This window comes from Mycolicibacterium helvum (assembly GCF_010731895.1).
GTDB classification, from domain to species: Bacteria; Actinomycetota; Actinomycetes; order Mycobacteriales; family Mycobacteriaceae; genus Mycobacterium; species Mycobacterium helvum.
In genome coordinates, this window is record NZ_AP022596.1 from 2,408,377 (window position 1) to 2,430,611 (window position 22,235).

Consider the following 22,235-nt stretch of genomic DNA (forward strand, 5'->3'; position numbering starts at 1 on the left):
GGACTCGCTGACCTGTCGTACGGGAGCACGTCGCGTATGTTCGACGCGAGGTCGAGAGGGGTCACCGATGAAATCAGTGAAGCGCCGGGCGTTCCTTGCTGGTGGTGCCGGAGCAGTCGCCGCGGTGACGGCACAGGCCGCGGTCGCGTGCGCGCCACCGCCACCGCCGTCGCCTGCGCCTGCGGGTGATCCGTCCGCGAGCCTCGGGTTGCCGGACGCGGTGGCCAAACTGCGCACCAGGTACCTGTCGGAGTTCGAGGTCGACTATGTCGACAACGTCATCGTCCCGTTCCTGATGAACCGCATCACCGAGGGTTCCCGGCCGGTGTTGCCGATGATCGATGTCGCCCTCAGCAAGGAGAACGCCCTGCCTCAGGATCTGTGGGGCTTGTTGAGCAAGACCTGGGGGCCAGACCCGGAGCAGGGCGTGACGGTTTTTCTGCAAGGGCTGGAAAAGCGGGGGCCCGACAACCGGCGTAAGCGGATCTACATGTCGGCGGTCACCCCAGACCTGTATCGGGCGGTGTATCAGCCCAAGGTCGTCGCGTTCTGGAACCAGTTGTTCTCGCCGGCCAACGCCGACAAGCCGTTGATGCGCGTGTATCTGGACACGTTCTGGGATCTTTACTGGGATCTGCACCTGGGCGTCACAGGGGCCGACATTCCGGCGCAGGTGAAAGAAATCGGCACGAGTTTCATGGCGGTGCTGGCCTACCGCGACGTCACCCAGCGCAACGTTCACGACTACTACATGACGGTCCGCCGCAATCTCGACTTCCTGAAATCCTGGATCGACGACCGTCTTGGCGACATCAAGTCCGGGAAGACCCCCAACCCCAAGGCGACGTTCGCCTGGTACTGGCTCACCAACGGTGAGGAGAGCGAGTACTTCAACCACAAGGACGTCGTCTTCGAGTGCTTCCACAACTTCGTGGCGTTCAGCCAGTGGGGCAACAGCCTGTTCAACGTCATGACCAGGCTGGGCCGGGACGGTGGCGATCCGCAGGCCAAGGACTGGTTCGCCAAGACCATGGCAGGAAGCCCCGATACCGGTGCGCCGTTCCCGCCGCTCGAGCGGCTCGTGATGGAGCTCTTCCGGGTCATCTCACCGAATGCGGGCAGCATTTCGGCGCTGTCCGAAACCACGCCGGCGCCGTTCGAACGGCACAGCTACATGGTCAGCCCACACACCACGACCAGCCACGACCCGGTCCAGTGGGTCAACCCCGACGCGTTCGACCCGGAGCGCTACACACAGGCTCCGACCAGCGCGCAGATCGACGAGGCCCGGATCAAACAGATGGGGTTGGCGAACTGCCCGTTCAACCCGGTCGAGTGGCCGGTGAAGGACGGACGCCCAGCCGCGCTGCGTAACAGCGGTTTTGGGACGGTGTTCGGAGTGGCCGACGGTCAGCCGATGCCGGTGTGCGACTACGCGGGCTTTGCACCCTTCGGCTTCGGCTACCGGCGCTGTCCGGGTGAGCAGCTGACCACGATGGCGTTCGAGGACCTGCTGCGCAAGGTGTGGACCGACCGGCTGGACTTCATCAAGGTGCCCGGCTCGAGCGCCGAGCAGTTGCCGGTCGGCCCGTCAACGGTCATCACCGACGATATGGGCTTTGTTCGTCGGTGATGACCTGACGCCCTACTTGTCGTCGATGAAGTCCTCGAGCTGTGCCCGGGCGATGTCGTCGGGCAGCTGCTTGGGCGGGCTCTTCATCAGGTAGGCCGACGCCGCGACAACCGGTCCGCCGATGCCGCGGTCCTTGGCGATCTTGGCCGCACGTACCGCGTCGATGATGACGCCGGCCGAGTTCGGCGAGTCCCACACCTCGAGCTTGTACTCCAGGTTCAGCGGCACGTCGCCGAAGGCGCGACCCTCAAGGCGGACGTAGGCCCACTTGCGGTCGTCGAGCCAGCCGACGTGATCGGACGGGCCGATGTGGACGTCCTTGGTCTTGAATTCCTTCTGCAGGTTGCTCGTGACGGCCTGGGTCTTGGAGATCTTCTTGCTCTCCAGACGCTCCCGCTCGAGCATGTTCAGGAAGTCCATGTTGCCGCCGACGTTGAGCTGCATGGTGCGGTCCAGCTGCACACCGCGGTCCTCGAACAGTTTGGCCATAACGCGGTGAGTGATGGTCGCGCCGACCTGGCTCTTGATGTCGTCGCCGACGATCGGCACACCGGCTTCCTCGAACTTCTTGGCCCAGACCGGATCCGAGGCGATGAACACCGGCAGCGCGTTGACGAACGCCACCCCGGCGTCGATGGCGCACTGCGCATAGAACTTGTCGGCCTCTTCCGAACCCACCGGCAGGTAGGACACCAGCACGTCGACTTGAGCGTCCTTGAGCACCTTGACCACGTCGACCGGCTGCTCGTCGGAGATTTCGATGGTCTCGGCGTAGTACTTGCCGATGCCGTCCAGCGTCGGGCCGCGGTGCACGACGACATCGGTCGGCGGCACGTCAGCGATCTTGATGGTGTTGTTCTCCGACGCGAAGATCGCCTCCGACAGATCGAAGCCCACCTTCTTGGCGTCGACGTCGAAAGCGGCGACGAACTTCACATCGCGCACGTGGTACGGACCGAGCTTCACGTGCATCAGGCCCGGCACGGTGGCGTTCGCGTCGGCGTCCTTGTAGTACTCGACGCCCTGGACCAGTGAGGACGCGCAGTTGCCGACGCCGACAATGGCGACTCGCACATCTGCCGATGCTCCGTTGTGCTCCGTCATGGGACGTTCTCCTAACTCGTACTTCTACTGGCTGCTGTTCGGGTATATCGGTGGCCGCGTCAGGCCTGGTCTGGATGGCTCTGCGCCACCCGCTCAGCGGCGATCAGCTCGTTGAGCCACTTGACTTCCCGCTCGCTGGACTCCAGGCCCAGCTGATGCAGTTGTCGGGTGTAGCGGTCGAGCGAATTGCTCGCCCGGGCGATGGCCTCCCGCAGACCCTCGCGGCGTTCTTCCACCTGGCGCCGGCGGCCTTCAAGGATCCGCATCCGCGCCTCGGCCGGTGTGCGGTTGAAGAACGCCAGGTGCACACCGAAGCCGTCGTCGGTGTAGTTCTGCGGACCGGTGTCGGCTACCAGCTCGGCGAACCGCTGGCGTCCGGCATCGGTCAGCTGGTACACCCGGCGGGCACGGCGCAACACCGTTGTTCCCGCGGGTGCGGTGTCCTCGACGATCAACCCGTCGGTCTGCATCCGGCGCAGTGCCGGGTACAGCGAGCCATAAGAAAACGCCCGAAAGGCGCCCAACAGGCCCGTCAGTCGTTTGCGCAGTTCGTAGCCGTGCATGGGGGATTCGAGGAGAAGACCCAAGATGGCAAGCTCCAACATCGGGTCACCTCCTTTGCTCAGCTGTTACGGCGCTTCGACACCTCTGGCGATAGTATCGGAGCGATATATTTAGCGCCACTTGAGTGCGCGCCTGCGCGCCGAACGTCACGCCAGCGTCGCGCTCGAGGTGATTACGGGTAGTTGATCTGCTTGATCGAGCCGTCGGGGTTGAGCTGGATGTAGCCGCTCCCGAAATCGCTGGAGACGTAGACCGAGATCGACACCGTTTCCGGGGCGGTGATATCCCGCGTCGGCTCGATGATCAGGTAGGTGCTCTTGACGTCGCCCGGCTTCATGTTCAGCGTTTCGGGCGCACCGCGCAGGACGCCGACGACGGCCTTGGTGTCGAACTTGCCGAGATCCACCAGCTTGGCGTCGCTGCTGGCCGCCGAGGTGCTCGGGTCGCCCCAGCCGCCGCGGTAGGTGTAGCTGAGTTCGCGGCGCTCGTCGCCGGGATCCGGGCGGGTCAGCGACGCGTAGTCGGGGTAGATCACCAGCCGGTAGCCTTCTGCGTCGCCGAATTTCTTCCTCATCTGCTCGAGCAGCCCGGTCAGGCCGCCGAGCGACTGCAGCTGGCGCGGCGGGGTCAGCACGATGGGTGCCACCCCGTCAGGCTTGGCGCCGGGGTCAGAGGTGAAGTTCAGCGGTGAGGACGTGTTGCCGTACAGACCCCAGCCGATGCCGATGCCCAGCACGATCAACACGGCCATGATCGCGATGCGGATACCCCAGCTGGCGCCAGCCGCCGACGGCTGCCGCGGCTTGTTCAGGGTCGGCAGCTGGACGGGAGCGTTGCCGGTCTGCAGGTCCGACACCAGGGCACGCAGGTCACCCAGTGTGGTGGCGGTGGTGGCGCTCTTCACCCGCTGCTGGTGCTCGCTCATCGACAGCTGCCCCTCCGACAACGCGGTGTCGAGGATCTGGCAGGTGTCGTTGCGGTCAGTGTCCTTGGCGCGCGTGCTGGCTGTCTGGGAAGTCACCACGGCGTTGATCGTAGGAGCTGGACTGCCAAGAACGGCAGACCAGGCACACAATCCGGCGCACCGCGAGTCGGTTGCGCGCCGGTGTCCAGATCCCCGACGTACTCTGGTCAACGTGCGATTGCAGCGACAGGTGGTGGACTACGCCCTTCGGCGACGCTCCCTTCTCGCCGAGGTGTACTCCGGCCGGACCGGTGTGACCGAGGTCTGCGACGCCAACCCCTATCTGTTGCGCGCCGCCAAGTTTCACGGCAAGCCGAGTTCGGTGATGTGCCCGATCTGTCGCAAGGAGCCGCTCACGCTGGTGTCCTGGGTATTCGGCGATCACCTGGGCGCTGTCTCCGGCTCGGCGCGTACCGCCGAGGAGCTGGTGTTACTGGCGACCCGGTTCGACGAATTTTCGGTACATGTGGTGGAGGTATGCCGCACCTGCGAATGGAATCACTTGGTCAAGTCCTATGTGCTCGGAGCGCCGCGGCCCACCAACGGGACGCGTGGCCGCCGGGGTACCCAGACGGCGCGTTCTGGCGCGCGCACGGCCAGTGAATAGCGAAGGGCGTCACGACGGGCCTGGCACTGACAACCGCACGGGATCAGGGTCCGATGGTGCGTCCGGCAGACACGAGGCGCCGACCACCAAGTTCCCGATAGCCGGTGCGACGGAGTCGTCGTCCGGTCCGGCTCGCGGTGCGCCGCGCCGCCAGGTGCCCCCCGATGACCGACTGACGTCGATCATGGAGCCGATCCGCGACGACACCCTGCCGCTGCGTGACCCGATCGACGTGGTCAAGGCGGCTCTGGATGGCACCCCCCCACCGAAGTTCCCGCCGCCCCCGCCACCACCGCCGCGCAGTGGGGGACCGGGCGGCCCGCAGCCTCCGAAGCCGCCGACCTTCTCCCAGCAGGTCAACTGGAAGTGGGTGCGCCGCTCGCTTTACCTCGCGGTGGTGCTGGTGGTCGTGCTGCCGCTGATCACCTTCGGCATGGCATACATGATCGTCCAGGTGCCTCAGCCCGGTGACCTGCGGACTAACCAGGTGTCGACGATCCTGGCCAGCGATGGCTCGGAGCTGGCGAAAATCGTTCCCCCCGAGGGCAATCGGGTTGACGTCAGCATCGACCAGATACCGGTTCCGGTGCGCAACGCGGTGATGGCGGCCGAAGACCGGGACTTCTATTCCAACCCGGGCTTTTCGTTCTCGGGCTTCGCCCGGGCGATCAAGAACAACCTGTTCGGGGGCGACCTGCAGGGCGGGTCGACGATCACTCAGCAGTACGTGAAGAACGCGCTCGTCGGTGACGCCCGATCGGGTATCGGTGGCGTGGTGCGTAAGGCCAAGGAACTCGTCATCTCCACGAAGATGTCGAGCGAGTGGTCCAAAGACCAAGTGCTGCAGGCGTACCTGAACATCATTTATTTCGGCCGCGGCGCCTACGGCATCTCGGCGGCCTCGAAGGCCTACTTCAACAAGCCCGTCGAACAGCTGACGGTGGCCGAAGGTGCGTTGCTGGCGGCGTTGATCCAGCGGCCGTCGACGCTGGATCCGGCGATCGATCCCGAGGGTGCTGCGCACCGCTGGAACTGGGTGCTGGACGGCATGGTGACCATGGGCGCGCTGTCCAAAGAGGAACGCGCTCAGCAGGTCTTCCCGCAGACGGTGCCACCGGAGCAGGCCCGCGCGGCCAACGTCACCACCGGGCCCAACGGCCTGATCGAACGTCAGGTCACCAAGGAACTGCTCGACCTGTTCAACATCGACGAGCAGACGCTGAACACCCAGGGCCTGCAGATCACCACGACGATCGACCCGCAGGCCCAACAGGCTGCCGAGAACGCGGTGACGAAGTATCTGGACGGCCAGATGCCGGACATGCGCTCGGCGGTGGTGTCCATCGACCCCAAAACTGGTGGGGTGAAGGCTTATTACGGCGGTTCGGACGCCCAGGGCTTCGATTTCGCCCAGGCTGGGTTGCCCACCGGTTCGTCGTTCAAGGTGTTCGCCCTGGTGGCCGCGCTCGAACAGGGCATCGGGCTGGGCTACCAGGTGGACAGCTCGCCGGTGACCCTCAACGGCATCACGATCACCAATGTCGAGGGCGAGGGCTGCGGTGTCTGCAATATCGCCGAGGCGCTGAAGCGCTCGCTGAACACCTCCTACTACCGGTTGATGCTCAAGCTCAAGAACGGTCCGAGTGACGTCGCCGACGCCGCGCACAGCGCCGGGATCGCCGAGAGCTTCCCGGGCGTGGATCACACGCTGTCCGAGGACGGCAAGGGCGGACCGCCCAACAACGGCATCGTCCTGGGGCAGTACCAGACCCGGGTGCTCGACATGGCTTCGGCGTACGCGACGCTGGCCAACTCCGGTGTTTACCACAAGCCGCACTTCGTGCAGAAGGTCGTCAACTCCCGCGGCGAGGTGCTCTTCGACGCCAGCACCTCCGACAACATCGGGGAGCAGCGCATTCCGAAAGCGGTCGCCGACAACGTAACCGCGGCCATGCAGCCGATCGCAGGCTGGTCCAACGGGCACAACCTGGCCGGGGGGCGTGCCTCGGCCGCCAAGACCGGTACCAACCAGCTCGGCGACACCGACGCCAACCGCGATGCCTGGATGGTCGGCTACACGCCGTCGCTGTCGACGGCGGTGTGGGTGGGCACCACCGATGGCACCCAGCCTCTGGTCAACAAGGGCGGCGGCCAGGTGTACGGCTCGGGCATCCCGTCCGATATCTGGAAAGCGACCATGGACGGCGCGCTCAAGGGCACCGACAACGAGACGTTCCCCAAGCCGACCGAGATCGGCGGCTATGCGGGTGTTCCGGCTGCGCCGCCGCCTCCGCCGCCGCCGGCGCCGTCCATCCAGGTGATCCAGCCCAGTATCGAAGTCGCGCCGGGCATCACGATTCCGCTCGGCCCGCCGACGACCATCACCGTGCCAGCGGGTCCGCCCGCGCCGCCCGGGGCTCCGGATGCGCAGCCGCCAGTCGTCCCGGGTGACGCTGGCGCTCCGCCCCCGCCACCGTGATCGACGGCGGTGTTGGTGACGACCAACCGCTGGACTCTTCGGCCGACCGGCCGGCCAATGCGCCGGCCGGCGGCGTGTTAGTGGGTCGCGCCACGGTGTCGCCGCAACCGCTGGCAGCCGATCTGCGCAGCGATGACGACCGTGACAAGCCCAGCCGCACCGACACTTTGGGTGCCGCGCTCTCGGACGTGGTCGGCGGCCCGGTGGGCCGGCATGCCCTGATCGGCCGAACCCGGGTGTTCACGCCGCTGCGGGTGATGTTCATGATGGCGTTGGTGGTGCTGGCGCTGGGCTGGACCACCAAGGCGCCATGTCTGCAGACCGTCGGGACCGGACCACCCGATCAGCGGGTGGCGAACTGGCAGAACCAGCGCGCCTACTTCGAGCTGTGCTACTCCGACACGGTGCCACTGTACGGCGCGGAGTTGTTGAGCCAGGGGCGTTTTCCGTACAAGTCCAGCTGGATCGAGACGGACTCCAGCGGCCAGCCGCAGATCCGGTACGACGGCAAGCCCGCGGTGCGCTACATGGAGTACCCGGTGCTGACCGGGGTGTATCAGTACGTGTCGATGGCGTTGGCCAAGACCTATACCGCGGTGGCCAGGATGGTATCGCTTCCGGTGATCGCCGAAGTGGTGATGTTCTTCAACTTCGCCGCGTTGGGCCTGGCGCTGGCGTGGCTGGCGACGGTGTGGGCGTCGTCATGGCTGGCGGGCCGACGGGTCTGGGATGCCGCGCTGGTGGCGGCGTCACCGGTGCTGGTGTTCCAGGTATTCACCAATTTCGACGCGCTGGCAACGGCTTTAGCGATGGGTGGTCTGCTGGCCTGGGCGCGGCGACGGCCGGTGCTGGCCGGGATTTTGATCGGGCTCGGGGTTGCCGCCAAGTTGTATCCGGCGCTGCTGTTGCTGCCGCTGGTGGTGCTGGCGATCCGCAGCGACCGGATGCCTGAAGCCGCGAAGACGGTGGTCGCCGCCGTCGGCGCCTGGTTCGTGGTCAATCTGCCGGTGATGGTGCTGTTTCCGCGGGGGTGGTCGGAGTTTTTCCGGCTCAACTCCCGGCGCGGTGACGACATGGACTCGCTGTACAACGTGGTGAAGTCGTTCACCGGCTGGGACGGCTTCGATCCGAATCTCGGGTTTTGGCAGCCGCCGGTGATCCTCAACATCTTTGTCGCGGTGCTGTTCCTGCTGTGTTGCGCGGCAATCGCTTACATCGGGCTGACCGCACCGCAGCGGCCGCGGGTGGCGCAGCTGGCGTTCCTGACGGTGGCGGCGTTCCTGTTGGTGAACAAGGTGTGGAGCCCGCAGTTCTCGCTGTGGCTGGTGCCGCTGGCGGTTCTGGCGCTGCCGCACCGGCGAATCCTGTTGGCGTGGATGACCATTGACATGCTGGTATGGGTACCGCGGATGTTCTATCTGTACGGAGAGGGCAACAAGGGCCTGCCCGAGCAGTGGTTCACCGCGACGGTGTTGTTGCGCGATATCGCGGTGATCGGGCTGATGGTGTTGGTGGTGCGCCAGATCTACCGGCCTGACCGGGATCTCGTGCGCTGGAACGGCCGGGTCGACGATCCGGCCGGGGGAGTGTTCGATCGCGCCGAAGACGCGCTCCCGCAATGGTTCCCGCGGTGGCTGCGCCCCCGAGCAGCCGCTGTCACACAGCCTGAACAGCACGAGGTGCCGGATGCAAGTCGCGATAGCACTGTTCCCGCGTAACACCGCGCTGGACGCGATCGGCCCCTATGAGGTGCTGCAGCGGATCCCATCCATCGACGTCGTCTTCGTCGGGCAACACCGAGGGGAGGTCCGCAGCGACAACGGCATGCTCGGGCTGACGTGCGACGCCAGCTTCGATGAGGTCACCCGACCCGACGTCTTGGTGTTCCCCGGCGGAGTCGGTACCCGCGCCTTGGTGGAGGACACCGGCGTCCTCGACTGGATTCGTGAGGTGCACCGGCACACGGTGTTCACCACGTCGGTGTGCACCGGCAGCCTGCTGCTCGGTGCGGCCGGCCTGCTGACCGGGTTGACCGCGGCCACGCATTGGCGGGCCACCGAACTGCTCGAGTCGTTCGGGGCGATCTACACCCCGGATCGGGTCGTCGAGCACCTGCCGCAGCGCATCATCACCGCCGCGGGGGTCTCCAGCGGTATCGACATGGCGTTGCGACTGGTGGAGCTGCTGGTCGGGCCGGAGGCGGCCAGGGCCAGTCAGCTGATGATCGAATACGACCCACAGCCACCGTTCGACGCCGGGGCGCTGGGCAAGGCCTCGGATGCCACGGTGCAGCTGGCGCTGGAGTACTACGGCCAGCGGAGCTGATTTCGCTGATCAGCGTGGGCTCCGGTAGCCTGTGCAGGTTGCCGACGCAGGCGACTCTCCTGCCACGGATCGACCGTGGCCGTTACGACCATAGGAGGTGATGAGGTTCCCATGCGTCCATACGAAATCATGGTCATCCTTGACCCCACTCTCGACGAGCGCACCGTAGCTCCGTCTCTGGATACGTTCTTGAACGTCGTCCGCACTGACGGCGGTTCGGTGGACAAGGTCGACATCTGGGGTCGGCGCCGCCTGGCGTACGAGATCGCCAAGCATGCCGAGGGCATTTACGCCGTCGTCGATGTGAAGGCCGAACCGGCCACCGTGTCCGAGCTCGACCGTCAGCTCAACCTGAACGAGTCGGTGCTGCGGACCAAGGTGATGCGGACCGATAAGCACTAGTCACGCCAGTGGATAAAGCTCGCCGCGCGTCGGAGCTAGTAACTAGGCTCGCGGTGAATCTATCCGCCTATGCCAGGAGGACCTTGTGGCCGGTGACACGACCATCACCGTCGTCGGAAATCTGACCGCCGACCCCGAACTGCGGTTCACCCCGTCCGGTGCAGCCGTCGCCAATTTCACGGTGGCGTCTACACCGCGGACGTTCGACCGCCAGAGCGGGGAGTGGAAGGACGGCGAAGCGCTGTTCCTGCGCTGCAATATCTGGCGTGAGGCGGCCGAGAACGTGGCCGAAAGCCTCACCCGGGGGTCCCGGGTCATCGTCACCGGCCGACTCAAGCAGCGGTCCTTCGAAACCCGTGAGGGTGAGAAGCGCACTGTCATGGAGGTCGAGGTCGACGAGATCGGCCCGTCGCTGCGCTACGCCACCGCCAAGGTCAACAAGGCCTCGCGCAGTGGTGGCGGGGGCGGCGGCTTCGGCGGCGGCAGTGGCGGCGGCGGGGGTTCCCGTCCGGCGGCGTCCAACGATGCGCCGGCCGACGATCCGTGGGGCAGCGCCCCGGCGTCGGGCTCGTTCGCCGGTGGCGACGACGAACCGCCTTTCTGACACAAAACCTTTGCGCGCCCCGGCGCGCCATCTGAAGAACGAAAGAGATTGACCCATGGCCAAAACCAATAAGCGGCGTCCGGCACCGGAAAAGCCGGTCAAGACCCGCAAGTGCGTGTTCTGCTCGAAGAAGGGGCAGGACATCGATTACAAGGACACCCAGCTGCTGCGTACCTACATCAGTGAGCGCGGCAAGATCCGCGCTCGCCGGGTGACCGGTAACTGCGTGCAGCACCAGCGCGACATCGCGATCGCCGTCAAGAACGCGCGTGAGGTTGCCCTGCTGCCGTTCACGTCGGCGGCTCGGTAGAGAACGGAATATCGACATGAAGCTGATCCTGACCGCTGAGGTCGAACACCTCGGCGTTGCCGGTGACACCGTTGAGGTGAAGGACGGGTACGGACGCAACTATCTGCTGCCGCGCGGCTTGGCCATCACGGCCTCGCGTGGTGCGCAGAAGCAGGCCGACGAAATCCGTCGGGCCCGCGAGACCAAGACCGTGCGCGATCGTGAGCACGCCGATGAGATCAAGGCCGCTATCACGGCCCTGGGCTCGGTCCAGCTGCCGGTGAAGACCGCTGCGGATTCGGGCAAGTTGTTCGGTTCGGTGACCGCCAACGACATCGTCGCGGCGATCAAGAAGGCCGGCGGCCCGAACTTGGACAAGCGCACCGTGCAGTTGCCCAAGGCTCACATCAAGGCCACCGGCGCCCACACCGTCGGCGTGCATCTGCACCCCGAGGTGAACGTCGACCTGACCGTCGACGTCGTCGCACAAAGTTAGCCATCCGCGTCAATTCCCCGAGTGGCGGCCGTTCGCGGTTGCTCTCGGGGAATTGCTGCATTCTGGCGAACACATTCTGGCGGGACCGGCGCAGCTAATCTAACCAGCCGTTAACCTTGCGCATAACCTCCGGCAACACAACACGCCCGAGATTGCAACCGGGGCCGACACGCCGGTGAACTTGCCATCCACAACACACACCAGGGACTACTCTGCCCTCAACTGGGCAAATGGCACAAAATTAGTCCGTGATCCACAGGTTCTCCCCAACACCTCAACACCACTTTCCCCAGCTATCCACAAACCACTAACAGGTTGATGAACAGGTCCGGTTTGCGAGGGCTCCAGCAACGTCTAGCGTGAGCCGTCGGCGGAACCGGTCAGCACCGTCGCGACGAGAACTTGTCGGGGGCGTCGGGTAAACCTCCGAATGATGCATCGAATGGCATTCGACAGGCTTTAGGTGGAGGTGGGGATAACCCGATGGCGGTCGTTGACGATCTCGGTCAGCCCGGAATGGGCAGTCCTCCTCCGTCCGAGGACTTCGGTCGCCAGCCTCCCCAGGATCTTGCTGCTGAGCAGTCGGTGTTGGGCGGCATGCTGTTGTCCAAGGACGCCATCGCTGACGTGCTGGAGCGGCTGCGTCCGGGCGACTTCTACCGCCCCGCCCATCAGAACGTCTACGACGCGATCCTGGACCTCTACGGCCGCGGTGAGCCCGCGGACGCGGTCACTGTGGCGGCCGAGCTGGACCGCCGCGGACTGCTGCGCCGTGTGGGCGGTGCCCCATACGTGCACACCCTGATTTCGACGGTGCCGACGGCGGCCAACGCCGGCTACTACGCGGGCATCGTGGCCGAGAAGGCGTTGTTGCGGCGGCTGGTGGAGGCCGGCACCCGGGTGGTGCAGTACGGCTATGCCGGTGCCGAGGGTGCCGACGTCAACGAGATCGTGGACCGCGCGCAGGCCGAGATCTACGACGTCACCGAGCGGCGGACCGCGGAGGACTTCCTTCCGCTGGAGGATCTGCTGCAGCCGACGATGGACGAGATCGACGCCATCGCGTCCAACGGCGGTATGTCCAAGGGCGTGCCGACGGGCTTCACCGAACTCGACGAGCTCACCAACGGACTGCATCCGGGTCAGATGATCGTGGTGGCGGCCAGGCCCGGTATGGGCAAATCGACCCTGGGACTGGATTTTTTGCGGTCCTGCTCGATCAAGCACAGGTTTCCGAGCATCGTGTTCTCGCTGGAAATGAGCAAGTCCGAGATTGTGATGCGACTGCTCTCGGCCGAAGCGAAGATCAAGCTCGCCGATATGCGGTCGGGCCGGATGACCGATGACGACTGGACGCGGCTGGCGCGCCGGATGAGTGAAATCAGTGAAGCGCCTTTGTATATCGATGATTCGCCGAACCTCACGATGATGGAGATCCGGGCGAAGGCTCGCCGGCTGCATCAGAAGGCCGGATTGCGACTCATCGTGCTCGACTACCTGCAGCTGATGACGTCCGGTAAGAAGGTCGAGTCCCGTCAGCAAGAGGTGTCCGAGTTCTCTAGGCAGATCAAGCTTTTGGCCAAGGAACTGGAGGTTCCGGTGGTCGCGATGAGCCAGCTGAACCGCGGTCCCGAGCAGCGCACCGACAAGAAGCCGATGCTGGCCGACCTTCGCGAATCGGGCTCCATCGAGCAGGATGCCGACATGGTGATCCTGCTGCATCGCCCCGACGCCTTCGAAACGGATGATCCGCGCGGCGGCGAAGCCGATCTGATTGTCGCGAAGCACCGTGCGGGACCGACCCGTACGGTGACCGTGGCGCACCAGCTGCATTTGTCGCGGTTCACCAACATGGCGCGATAAGGGACCTCGGTTGTAGCTTCTCGAATCCGACTGCACTTTCTCACGCTCCGCTGCATCAGCACCGGACTTGTTGTGGCTTCTCAAGTTTGATGTCCAATTCTCAACTCAAATGTCCACTCGATGTCCAATTGGACATTTCGGTGAGAACGCCCAGTCTGTGGAGTCACGATTGTGGGTGGGGGAAGGTCCGTCGGCGCCGGAGCGCAGGCCGCTGGCCTGCCCGCCGAAGGCAGTGCTTCCCCATGCGTGCACTTTCTGCGGTGGTTGTGGCTGGACGGCCTGCGAGTTTGCCGCGCATTCCGTCGCCGCTGATCGGGCGGGAAGGGCACACGATCTCTGCGCTCCCCCCGGCCGCCCCGGTGTTTCAGTTCCGCCACCACAGACAGCGCACATTAGAGACACGCGATGTGAGACAAGAAATGAGACGCGTTGACCAGCGGTTACAGGATCGGGCAGTGGCCGATTAGAGGGTGTCTCTTCTCTCTAGTAATGAGACAGGTCGGCGCCACATGGCCTGGCCCCTGTGAATGGCGCTGACCGATAACAGATGCCAGCGAGTTGCGATTGGTAGATTGCCGTCGTGGTCAGCCGTGCTCTGTTGTTCCTGGACGTGGACGGCACGCTATTGCCCAACTATGGAGAAAAGCTCGATGCGACACTGGTCGATTGGCAGGAATGGCAGACTCACCGCAACCCACGGCTGCCGCGGATCGATCGCTCGCTTGGTCAACGTCTGCAGGGTCTTGCCTGCGATTTGGTTTGGGCCACGGCCTGGATGCACGATCTGCCCGAAGCGCCGCTGGTGGATCCGATTGGCACCGTGGGCTGGAAGACGGCGGCGCTGGTCGCAGCTGCTGAGGGACGTCGCTTTGTTTGGCTTGACGACGAGATTTCTGACATCGATCGCGCATGGGTGAGCACACATCACGAAGGGGTAGCTTTGCTCCATTGCGTCGATTCGAGGTCGGGGTTGACCGAAGCCGATCTCACTACAGTTGGCGAGTGGCTCGATTTCTCGGAAAGCGAGACCGGGCAGGTGTCAGAGAGTTAAGCGGAAAGTGTGTCGCTGGCCGAATTCGATGAACCCCAACCGCTGTCATCCACAATGGCCTTGAGGATAAAGATCAATCGGCGCAGGAGTTTTGATCGGGCTTCCCGTTGACCGATTCGAGGGCACGCGCGGGTGAACGTCGAATCCGGTTCGCCAAGCGCGGGATCGTGGCTCCGACTAAATCGACGGGAGTAACGAGGTATCGCCTACCCTCGACGAGGTTCTGTGAGGCGGCCCTGGTCTGAGACAGGAAGTGATCAGTCCCGTTTCTCTAGACCTCCGATGTGATTAAGAGTCAAGGGCTCGACGGCTTGCAAGGTAGGGATATGCCTCCAAGCGCACGCGGAAGCGTTCGACCCCCGGATATTTCTCGCCAAGGGAAGTGACGACGTAGCCGTTTGCTGCGTAAAAGCTGACGGCGTCTTCATCGGTTTCACCCACGATCGGCAACGCAGATGGTCGGTCTCGATCTACTGCGGCGAGCAGCTGGCTGCCGACTCCGGTCCGCCGAACATGCGGGGTGATGGCGATGTGCAGCAGGGTTACCTCAGAAGTGCCCACTCTGTATCCGACGACGCCGACCGTTTCGTGGTCGATCACAGCACTCAGGAGCTTCGCCGTTGGGTCGTCGAAATATAGCTGGAGCGCGTCTCGGACGCGCTGCTGACCACCGCCTGCGGCCAGCGCAATCAAGCTGACGACGGCCTCACCCGCAACGGGGGGATGCTCAGCGACAAATGTAATCTGGCGGTCGTCACCAGACAGATCCATTGCGGCAGTCCGCTGCCGAGCCTGCTGCAGGATCTCCTGTATGAGACCTCGTTTGCCCTCGGTGTATCTCTTCCGATTGGCGGCCAGGTGAACAGCTAACTCGTACTTGACATTTCCGTACCGCTTGGCGTCTTCTGGATGGCCCCGTAGGTGATCGCGAAAATCGATGTGATCACGGTGGGCGATGGAGTCCGAAACGACGAGATACAGGTGGTGGTAGGGCCAATCCGGCGGATTCTCAAACGCTTGGCGGCCTGCGATGCCGAGATCGCCCTGGTGTCGGTAGCGTGCCCGGCAGAGGGCCGCCGTTGCTCGTGAGACCCATGCTGCCGTGGGAACCACAACGTCGACGTCGATCACTGGTTTCGCGCAAAGCCCGGGGACTGCAGTACTGCCAACATGTTCGACGCGGTGCTCAACGTTGCATAGTGCCGATGTGAGGCGATCCCGCAGTGCGGCGAACTGGAGCGGCCACGAAGTGTCATATGGGACTACCGAATCAGCCACCATGCCAGATCCTCGCACCGTCATCTCGCCCTGGGGTTGCTGCGTCCTCAGGGAAATTCTCCAGCATAAGTCTCACGACGCTTCTCTAAGCCAGCTTGTTAGGGCGATGACGTCTGCGGCGATATCGCAGACCACACGATCATCGGTGGGGACCCGGTGTACCCACTCTGCGGTGCTGTCGGCCAGCAGGCCAGCCTTTTCCCCGCTGGACTCAAGGTGTTGGTCGAGAGTCGAGCCAATTTCGCGCCGGCTAAGGCGTCGTCGCGCAGTGATGTCCGTGCATGTCAGCAGAATGGCGATGACCTTTGGGTCATCACCCATCGCGTCAGTCAACTGTGCGATCACGTCGGGAAGTACGCTCACCGTGCTGGTGTAGATCATGCGTCGGTAACCCAGCGCGCGATAGTTGCCCCACATCGCGGCGAGGTTGCGTTCAGCGAGCTCATGCTCCCATGGCGCCGGGTAGGCCATGTCGAGATAGTCACCATCGATCAGGCAGTGCGAGATACCAGCAGCACTGAGGCTGGCATGGACCTCGAAGGCAACACTGGTCTTGCCTACGCCGGATCGCCCCCCGATGAACACCGCCTCACTGGTCACCCTAGAAGTGTGGCTGCACAGAGGTGTTACGCGCGAGTCCTTTTCGCAGGCAGTCGGCGACCGATGTGGGAGATCCATATCTAGGCCACGGCCGCGCCCGGACGCGAGAATGCCCTGTCCTCGTTGAACAGCACTTGCTGTTGCAGGCAGTAGTGGAGTTGACCGATGAGCTTGTTCAATAGGTGTCGGCTGGCCGCCGAGTGTCGGTCGCCGTGTTCTCTTCGTCGTCGGTAGTGCTCACCGGCAGGTCGGCAGTGAGTGGCAGCACCGAAGGCCCAGATCCACCCGGCCGCGGCGAGCCGGTCGTTCTTAATGCGCCGGTGGGTGATGGAGATGGACTTTCCGGAGGCTCTAGTGATGGGCGCGGATCCGGCGTAGGCCTTCAACGCACGGGCATCGACGAATCGGCTTCGGTCATCACCGATCTCGGCGAGCACGCGGGCACCGGTCGAGTCACCCAGCCCGGGAAAGCTGGTGATGATCGCGTAGTCCGAGTGGGTTTGAAACAGCTCGGCACAGGCCTGGCCCAGGTCGTCGACGCTGACGCATGCGGTGTCCAGCGCCGCGAGCAGCGCCGAGGTTTGCTTGCCCATCGTGGCCTCCACTTGAGCGAGGTGGCGCATCTGAGGCTCGCGCAGGGCTGTCTTGATCTCGGCGGCCGCGCCATCGATGCCGCGACTGCGCCCGGCCCGGCGCAGCGCAGCGGTGATCCGGTTCGTCGAGAGCTTGGCGGCCGCACCGGGGGTGGGGGCAATGGCCAAGACGGCCCTGGCCTCGGAGCTGGCGATCCCGAGCGGGAATCGTCTGGTGAACGTGGCCAGAAAGGTCGGGAAGAACTCGCGCAGCATCGAACGTAACTCGTTGTGCGCCTTGATGCGTCGCCAGGTCGCATCCTGATGAGCGCGAGCCAGCACTGCGATCGCTTGGCACAACTCAGTATCGGCGGGCAAGCGCCGGTGCAGGTGAGCATCTACCCGGAGAATGTTGGCCAGGGTCATGGCGTCGGCGTGATCGGACTTCGCCCGTGCCACCGAGTGCCGTTCCCGGTAGCGGGCGACCGCGAGCGGGTTGATCGAATAGATGGCCCGTCCGGTTGCCCGCAGCGAGGCCACCAACAGACCGCGCGGCGTCTCGATGGCCACCGGGATCGGATCCGCGGCGCAATCGCCGACCCCGGCGAACAGCTCGACCAACTGGGCCAGACCGGTGGGGTCATCGGCGATGCGCTTCTTGGCGACCAGCTGGCCGTTCTCGTCGACGATGGCGACGTCGTGGTGGGCTTCGGCCCAGTCGATGCCGCAGAAGAGTTTCATGGTGTCGTTCCTCCTATCAGTGGTCGGTTGAGGTGCGGCTCAACACCCCGAATTGGGACGCGCAGCGCTCTACTTACGAGGCTCGATGGCCTTCCCTCCGATGAGCTGTTCGCGATCCCAGCGAACCCGCACGGCGCCCGTCTATGAGAGAGCTCTCGGCTCGAGAACGTCGAGGCGTTGAATCCGTGCGGGCGGGCAAGAACCACGGGCTAATCCCACTGAACACATCCCTTGCGACGCCGCCGCGACACGCACGGTCTAGAGAAAGGACTCCAGGTCCGGAAACGAGATAGGCGTTTGCCGACGACCGGGGCCGCAAGGGTGAACCACCACCAGCATCATCAGGACGCCGGCCTCAAGGGAGGCCTCCACAACCCGATTGGTCACAGGCCGTCGCGAGGACACCAGCAGTGGTTCGGAACTAAGTAGATGTGAGACATGCAGTTACGACGTCGTACTGGCAGTGCTGCATCTGTGCAACAAATTAAGACGCCTGAAGTGAATTCGCAGCGACAAGATCCGGTCTCACCTCGCTCAGCCGGGAACGTGCTCGTGAGCGAAGCTGCGGATATAGGCGACGACGTCGCTTACGGCCTCACACGGCAACATGTGTCGCTTCCGGCCATAAGCGATGCCCCCACGTCGGCGCGACGCGACGTATCCGGTCGATTCCCTTCGCAGAGTCGTGAATAGTGTTTCCTGCCAACAGAACTTGCACCGGGACATCGACTGAGTGCAGCAGGGGATCAGGTATGTACCGGGGAAATGGCGTGCCGAAAGAAGCGAAGGCGGAACCGGCAGCCATCACCAACTCCATCACGCTGTCGAGGAGGCTGCCCGGTGCTGGGTGGCCGAGGATCTCGGCCACGGTGCACTGCTTACGCTCAGCACCTGGAAGCAACAGCAAGGCTCCGGTACGCCAGAACCGCGCAGACAATCGAGCGACTGTGTTGACGGGCTCGATGAGCGTCACTGACGCGAGTCGATCTGGAATTCGTGCCGCGGTTTGAGCGGCCGTCCATCCTCCATAGGAATGTCCGACGAGGTGCACGCCCGCCAAGCCAAGTCCCCCGAGTACCTGGTCAAGACAGCAGGCGCAGTCCCGCGCCGATTTCATCGACCGCGACTGCACGCTGGCGCCGGGTTGTCCGAGTAGATCAACGGTATAAACAGTGAAATCGCTTGTCAGAGCCGACACGTGCTCTGCCCACATTGCCGAGGTCGCCCAGAAGCAGTGCAGCAACACCACGGGAATCCCGCCGTCAGACCCGTGCTGATACACGCGCACGAGACCGAACTCGGTTGGCACATCATGCACGGCATCCGGTCTTGGACTCAGCGCCCGCACACGGTCGTAGACCGCGAGATAGCGCTGCCGTGACTCCACGCTGCGAAAACCCGACTTTTCCGACACTGCCACTACCTCCTACCCACAGGATTCCACGGATCGCGATCGGACCGGACCTCCTGTTAGAGCAAAGGATCTGACCGGAGCCCCGTCCCAGGGGACCGGTCAGTGCCAGGTGCTTCGGAATCCGCACCGCATCTGAAACAGGATCTGATCGGTCTCGTTTCTTTAGATCCGAGACAGCGAACGTCTGCGAGACAGCCCAAATGAGAATGCGGTTCCCTGCTGTTCTGTGAAAGCGTCCGTGCATGACTAGTACGACGCAACTGCCGGCGGGTGTCACGGTTCGCAGCGCGACTGATGCTGATTGGCCCGCCTTGAAGCTGCTGGCCGCGACGTGCTTCGGGTCGTTTCGAGACTCAGAGGTCACCGCCATGTGGCGGTCCATGATGCCGACCGATGGGGTGGTGGTGGCCAGCGTCGGCTCAAAGATCGTGGGCATGGCGATGTATCTGGATCTACGACTGACGGTGCCCGGCGGGGCTGTCCTGCCAGCGGCTGGGGTGACCTGGGTGGCCGTCTCGCCCACGCACCGCCGTCGGGGAATCCTGCGCGTCATGCTCGACGAGCTGCACCATCGCATCATCCACAGCGGGTATCCGATCGCCGCCCTGATGGCCAGCGAGGGCGGCATCTACGGCCGATTCGGGTACGGACCTGCCGTCATAGAGCAGCGGCTACGGGTGCAGCGGCGCTGGGCTCGGTTTCATTCAGAGGTGCTCGACTCTGGGAATGTCGATGTCGTCTGCGCGGCCGAGCACGCGGAAGAGCTAGCGGCCATCGACGAACGCTGGCGTGAGCGCACACCGGGCGGACTGCACACTCCGCCCGCCATGTGGGCAGAAATGTTGGCCGACCGAGAATCCGCCCGGCACGGCGGCGGTCCGCTGTTCACGTTGCTCCATCCCGACGGATATGCGATGTACCGCGTGCATGCGGACACCGATTCCGTCGAGGTCACCCGGTTCGTCGCTGCCACCGCCGGCGCGCACCCCGCACTGTGGCGGGTGCTGCTCGGTTTGGACCTCATCGAGACGATCGCCGTTCACACCTACTCAGCAGACCCGTTGCCGTACCTGCTCACCGATGCGCGGCAGGTGGAAACCCTCGGTTCCCGAGACTCGTTGTGGTTGAGCATCATTGACATCCCTGCCGCGTTGCGGGCACGCACCTACCAGGCCGATGTATCGGCGGTGATGGACGTCCGGGGTCCCGGTCTCGCCGAATCGCGGTTCACCGTAACCATTCGCGACGGCAACGCTCACGTCGCGCCTACCGACAATCCCCCCGACTTCTACACTGACTTGTCGGTGCTGAGCAGCATCTACCTCGGGGCGCACCGGCCATCGGCCTTCGCATTGGCAAATCGGCTGCGCTGCCACGACGACCGCCTTCTCCGGCAGCTCGATCTGGCGTTCGCCAGCAACGTACCCGCCCAGGTCGGCTACGACTTCTGATCCTGCAAGCGACCGAGACAAGATCCGAGCCGTCCAACTTCTCTAGATGTGAGACGGGGATCTGTTATCGCATAGTCGGTACTATCGACTACGCGATGTAGTAGTGCTTCACTAGAAACTATGGGCTCGAACGATGGTGGTCGACGAGGGCTTCAGGCAACCCTCGCTGTGCTTTCGGTAATCCCGTTTCTCTCCGGATTGTCAGGAATGCTGCTCGGCGTGAAGAGCCTGCCGAGTGACAACAGCCAGCTAGATGCGAGCGCTGACAGCGAATACCGGTTTGTCAACGCATTCTGGTTCGCCACGGCACCAGCGATCTGGGCCGTCATCCCGCGCATCGAAGAACACACCGGATTCATGAGGCGCTTGACCGCCGTCGTCTTCATCGGCGGACTGGCCCGACTCGTCTCATGGCGAACCTCGGGTCGGCCGCATCCGGCCTTTGTCGCTGCGACAGCATTGGAACTTGTCGGTGTCCCCGCCGTGATGGTGTGGCAGTCCCGCGTTGCGCGAGACAGGAACTGAGCCGTCCAAATTCTCTAGTAGTGAGACAGCAGCGGAGTGTTTTGCGCCGACGAACTTATGCTGTGGCCCCGTCGTTTTGTGACTGGTGTCTGCCCCGGGTGAGGCGGTGCCGTCTGGTCGCGGCTAGCACGGGAATGCTGGACTTTGAGGGGGCGGCAGCTCATGTGCCGGTGGTGCGGGGCGTGGCGTTGATCAGGCGTCCGTGGGTGACGAGGGACGTCGACTGCTTGAGCTGCTCGGTGCGAACGCTGATGTCGTAGGTAGCAAGGTGTCGAACTGCGGCGAAGCGGCCGGCGAGGTAGCGGTAGAGGTCTTCCTCGTCACGGCAGATGACGACGGCCATGAGGTTGCTACGTCCGGTGATGGCTGCGACGAAGGCGACCTCATCGTGGGTGGCGAGCTGGTTTCCCACGGCGTGGGTATGTTCCGGGGGAAGGGTCAGCCACAGGATCGCGTTGACGTGGTAGCCCATCTGCTCGGGCAGAATGTCGACGTCGTAGAGCAAGGTACCCGACCTTTCCAAGGCGGTGAGGTGCCGCGCCACCCGCGGCACCGACCACCCGGTCGCTCGGGCCAGTTCGGCGTGGGACGCCCGTCCATCGCGTGCCAGTTCTACGAGCAGGGGCGCGTCGTCGCCGGTGGGGGCGGTCGGTGCGCCGTCTGCTGGTTCTTCGTGGCGGTACCTGCCTTCGACGACTTGGCGGGCTTGGGTACTGGTGAGCTTTTCGCCGTAGGCGGTCCAGACCGTCGTCGTTGCGTCACCGAAGGAGTGCAGCATCAGGTCGACGCTGATGTCGAGGACGGCGGCGGACCGCGGAAGTTGTTGCAAGAGAGTCGGGTTACGTCCGGCAGTCTTGGGCGCCCGGATGATGCAGAGCAGTTCGGCCCCGCCTGACTGAATGCTGGTGTAGCCGATGTCGGGTCGGCGTATCAGCGCGTCGGCCAACTGTGCGACGCGGTCGGGTTTCACCCGGATGCGCGCGACCCACTGAGCAGCGCCGAGCACGCGGGGGTTGACCATGCCGGCGACCCGCAGCACCCCGTCCCGGCGCAGCTGGTGGTAGCGACGAGACACGGTCTGTTCGGACAATCCGGTGACCTCGGCGATGCGCCGGAAGGACACCCGAGGATACAGCTGCAGTGCGTGCAGTATCAGTCCATCGCCGGGGTGGCCCATGGAGGAAAGTATCCACGAAAGGCCATTCGAGCGGTGAAATCACCACACAATCGGTTCAGCGCGTGCCGAAACGATTCGAAGTCTGTGACGCTGATG

General features: G+C 64.2%; 21 protein-coding genes. 13 read left to right on the plus strand and 8 right to left on the minus strand.

Annotation, left to right across the window (positions count from 1 at the left end):
- The first annotated feature begins 67 nt into the window (after nt 1-67).
- A complete protein-coding gene (locus G6N38_RS11155; protein ID WP_246227862.1) occupies nt 68-1,633 on the plus strand; it encodes a cytochrome P450 in 1,566 nt (521 codons plus the stop codon).
- 12 nt (nt 1,634-1,645) lie between these two features.
- Here G6N38_RS11155 and G6N38_RS11160 read toward each other — a convergent pair whose 3' ends face one another.
- From G6N38_RS11160 to G6N38_RS11170, 3 genes are all read right to left on the minus strand, one after another.
- The gene (locus G6N38_RS11160; RefSeq protein WP_163747589.1) at nt 1,646-2,737 is read right to left on the minus strand and encodes an inositol-3-phosphate synthase; all 1,092 of its coding nucleotides are present in this window, start codon (nt 2,735-2,737) and stop codon (nt 1,646-1,648) included.
- A 59-nt stretch (nt 2,738-2,796) separates the two neighbouring features.
- Nucleotides 2,797-3,342 carry a PadR family transcriptional regulator gene (locus tag G6N38_RS11165; RefSeq protein ID WP_108057927.1) on the minus strand — a complete coding sequence of 182 codons (546 nt, stop codon included), beginning with the start codon at nt 3,340-3,342 and terminating at the stop codon, nt 2,797-2,799.
- A gap of 131 nt (nt 3,343-3,473) precedes the next feature.
- Nucleotides 3,474-4,325 carry a DUF1707 SHOCT-like domain-containing protein gene (locus tag G6N38_RS11170; protein WP_163747590.1) on the minus strand — a complete coding sequence of 284 codons (852 nt, stop codon included), beginning with the start codon at nt 4,323-4,325 and terminating at the stop codon, nt 3,474-3,476.
- Between the two features lie 112 nt (nt 4,326-4,437).
- On the opposite strand from G6N38_RS11170, the gene G6N38_RS11175 reads away from it, so the two are divergent.
- From G6N38_RS11175 to G6N38_RS11220, 10 genes are all read left to right on the plus strand, one after another.
- On the plus strand, nt 4,438-4,872 hold the full coding sequence (locus G6N38_RS11175; RefSeq protein WP_163747591.1) for a DUF5318 domain-containing protein: 435 nt from the start codon (nt 4,438-4,440) through the stop codon (nt 4,870-4,872).
- A gap of 154 nt (nt 4,873-5,026) precedes the next feature.
- Nucleotides 5,027-7,351 (plus strand): transglycosylase domain-containing protein, encoded by a 2,325-nt coding sequence (locus G6N38_RS11180; RefSeq protein ID WP_163747592.1) that lies wholly within the window; start codon nt 5,027-5,029, stop codon nt 7,349-7,351.
- A gap of 29 nt (nt 7,352-7,380) precedes the next feature.
- The gene (locus G6N38_RS11185; RefSeq protein WP_163751936.1) at nt 7,381-9,069 is read left to right on the plus strand and encodes a glycosyltransferase family 87 protein; all 1,689 of its coding nucleotides are present in this window, start codon (nt 7,381-7,383) and stop codon (nt 9,067-9,069) included.
- Nucleotides 9,038-9,676 (plus strand): DJ-1/PfpI family protein, encoded by a 639-nt coding sequence (locus G6N38_RS11190; RefSeq protein WP_163747593.1) that lies wholly within the window; start codon nt 9,038-9,040, stop codon nt 9,674-9,676. Before G6N38_RS11185 ends, G6N38_RS11190 begins: the two co-directional genes overlap by 32 nt.
- A 111-nt stretch (nt 9,677-9,787) precedes the next feature.
- Nucleotides 9,788-10,078 carry a 30S ribosomal protein S6 gene (gene rpsF / locus G6N38_RS11195; RefSeq protein WP_005142199.1) on the plus strand — a complete coding sequence of 97 codons (291 nt, stop codon included), beginning with the start codon at nt 9,788-9,790 and terminating at the stop codon, nt 10,076-10,078.
- Between the two features lie 85 nt (nt 10,079-10,163).
- Entirely contained in the window at nt 10,164-10,682 is a 519-nt protein-coding gene (locus G6N38_RS11200) for a single-stranded DNA-binding protein (RefSeq protein ID WP_163695904.1), read from the plus strand.
- A gap of 55 nt (nt 10,683-10,737) precedes the next feature.
- A complete protein-coding gene (gene rpsR, locus G6N38_RS11205) occupies nt 10,738-10,992 on the plus strand; it encodes a 30S ribosomal protein S18 (RefSeq protein ID WP_005142196.1) in 255 nt (84 codons plus the stop codon).
- Between the two features lie 16 nt (nt 10,993-11,008).
- Entirely contained in the window at nt 11,009-11,467 is a 459-nt protein-coding gene (rplI, locus tag G6N38_RS11210) for a 50S ribosomal protein L9 (protein WP_163695903.1), read from the plus strand.
- Between the two features lie 483 nt (nt 11,468-11,950).
- Nucleotides 11,951-13,330 carry a replicative DNA helicase gene (gene dnaB, locus G6N38_RS11215; RefSeq protein WP_163747594.1) on the plus strand — a complete coding sequence of 460 codons (1,380 nt, stop codon included), beginning with the start codon at nt 11,951-11,953 and terminating at the stop codon, nt 13,328-13,330.
- Between the two features lie 580 nt (nt 13,331-13,910).
- On the plus strand, nt 13,911-14,381 hold the full coding sequence (locus tag G6N38_RS11220; RefSeq protein ID WP_197748125.1) for an HAD domain-containing protein: 471 nt from the start codon (nt 13,911-13,913) through the stop codon (nt 14,379-14,381).
- Nucleotides 14,382-14,669: 288 nt separating this feature from the next.
- Here the strand turns inward: G6N38_RS11220 and G6N38_RS11225 are convergent, their stop codons facing one another.
- From G6N38_RS11225 to G6N38_RS11240, 4 genes are all read right to left on the minus strand, one after another.
- Nucleotides 14,670-15,683, minus strand: a complete 1,014-nt coding sequence (locus G6N38_RS11225) for a GNAT family N-acetyltransferase (protein WP_322790565.1) — start codon at nt 15,681-15,683, stop codon at nt 14,670-14,672.
- 48 nt (nt 15,684-15,731) lie between these two features.
- A complete protein-coding gene (locus G6N38_RS11230; protein ID WP_163747596.1) occupies nt 15,732-16,259 on the minus strand; it encodes an adenylyl-sulfate kinase in 528 nt (175 codons plus the stop codon).
- Nucleotides 16,260-16,339: 80 nt separating this feature from the next.
- On the minus strand, nt 16,340-17,572 hold the full coding sequence (locus G6N38_RS11235) for an IS110 family RNA-guided transposase (protein WP_163747597.1): 1,233 nt from the start codon (nt 17,570-17,572) through the stop codon (nt 16,340-16,342).
- A gap of 595 nt (nt 17,573-18,167) precedes the next feature.
- Nucleotides 18,168-18,986, minus strand: a complete 819-nt coding sequence (locus G6N38_RS11240; RefSeq protein WP_246227864.1) for an alpha/beta fold hydrolase — start codon at nt 18,984-18,986, stop codon at nt 18,168-18,170.
- A gap of 242 nt (nt 18,987-19,228) precedes the next feature.
- Here G6N38_RS11240 and G6N38_RS11245 point away from each other — a divergent pair, with 242 nt between their 5' ends.
- The gene (locus tag G6N38_RS11245; RefSeq protein WP_163747598.1) at nt 19,229-20,437 is read left to right on the plus strand and encodes a GNAT family N-acetyltransferase; all 1,209 of its coding nucleotides are present in this window, start codon (nt 19,229-19,231) and stop codon (nt 20,435-20,437) included.
- 207 nt (nt 20,438-20,644) lie between these two features.
- On the plus strand, nt 20,645-20,962 hold the full coding sequence (locus G6N38_RS11250) for a DUF4345 domain-containing protein (protein ID WP_246227866.1): 318 nt from the start codon (nt 20,645-20,647) through the stop codon (nt 20,960-20,962).
- Between the two features lie 160 nt (nt 20,963-21,122).
- On the opposite strand, the gene G6N38_RS11255 is transcribed toward G6N38_RS11250, so the two are convergent.
- Nucleotides 21,123-22,139 (minus strand): Lrp/AsnC family transcriptional regulator, encoded by a 1,017-nt coding sequence (locus tag G6N38_RS11255; RefSeq protein ID WP_163747600.1) that lies wholly within the window; start codon nt 22,137-22,139, stop codon nt 21,123-21,125.
- Nucleotides 22,140-22,235: the final 96 nt, after the last annotated feature.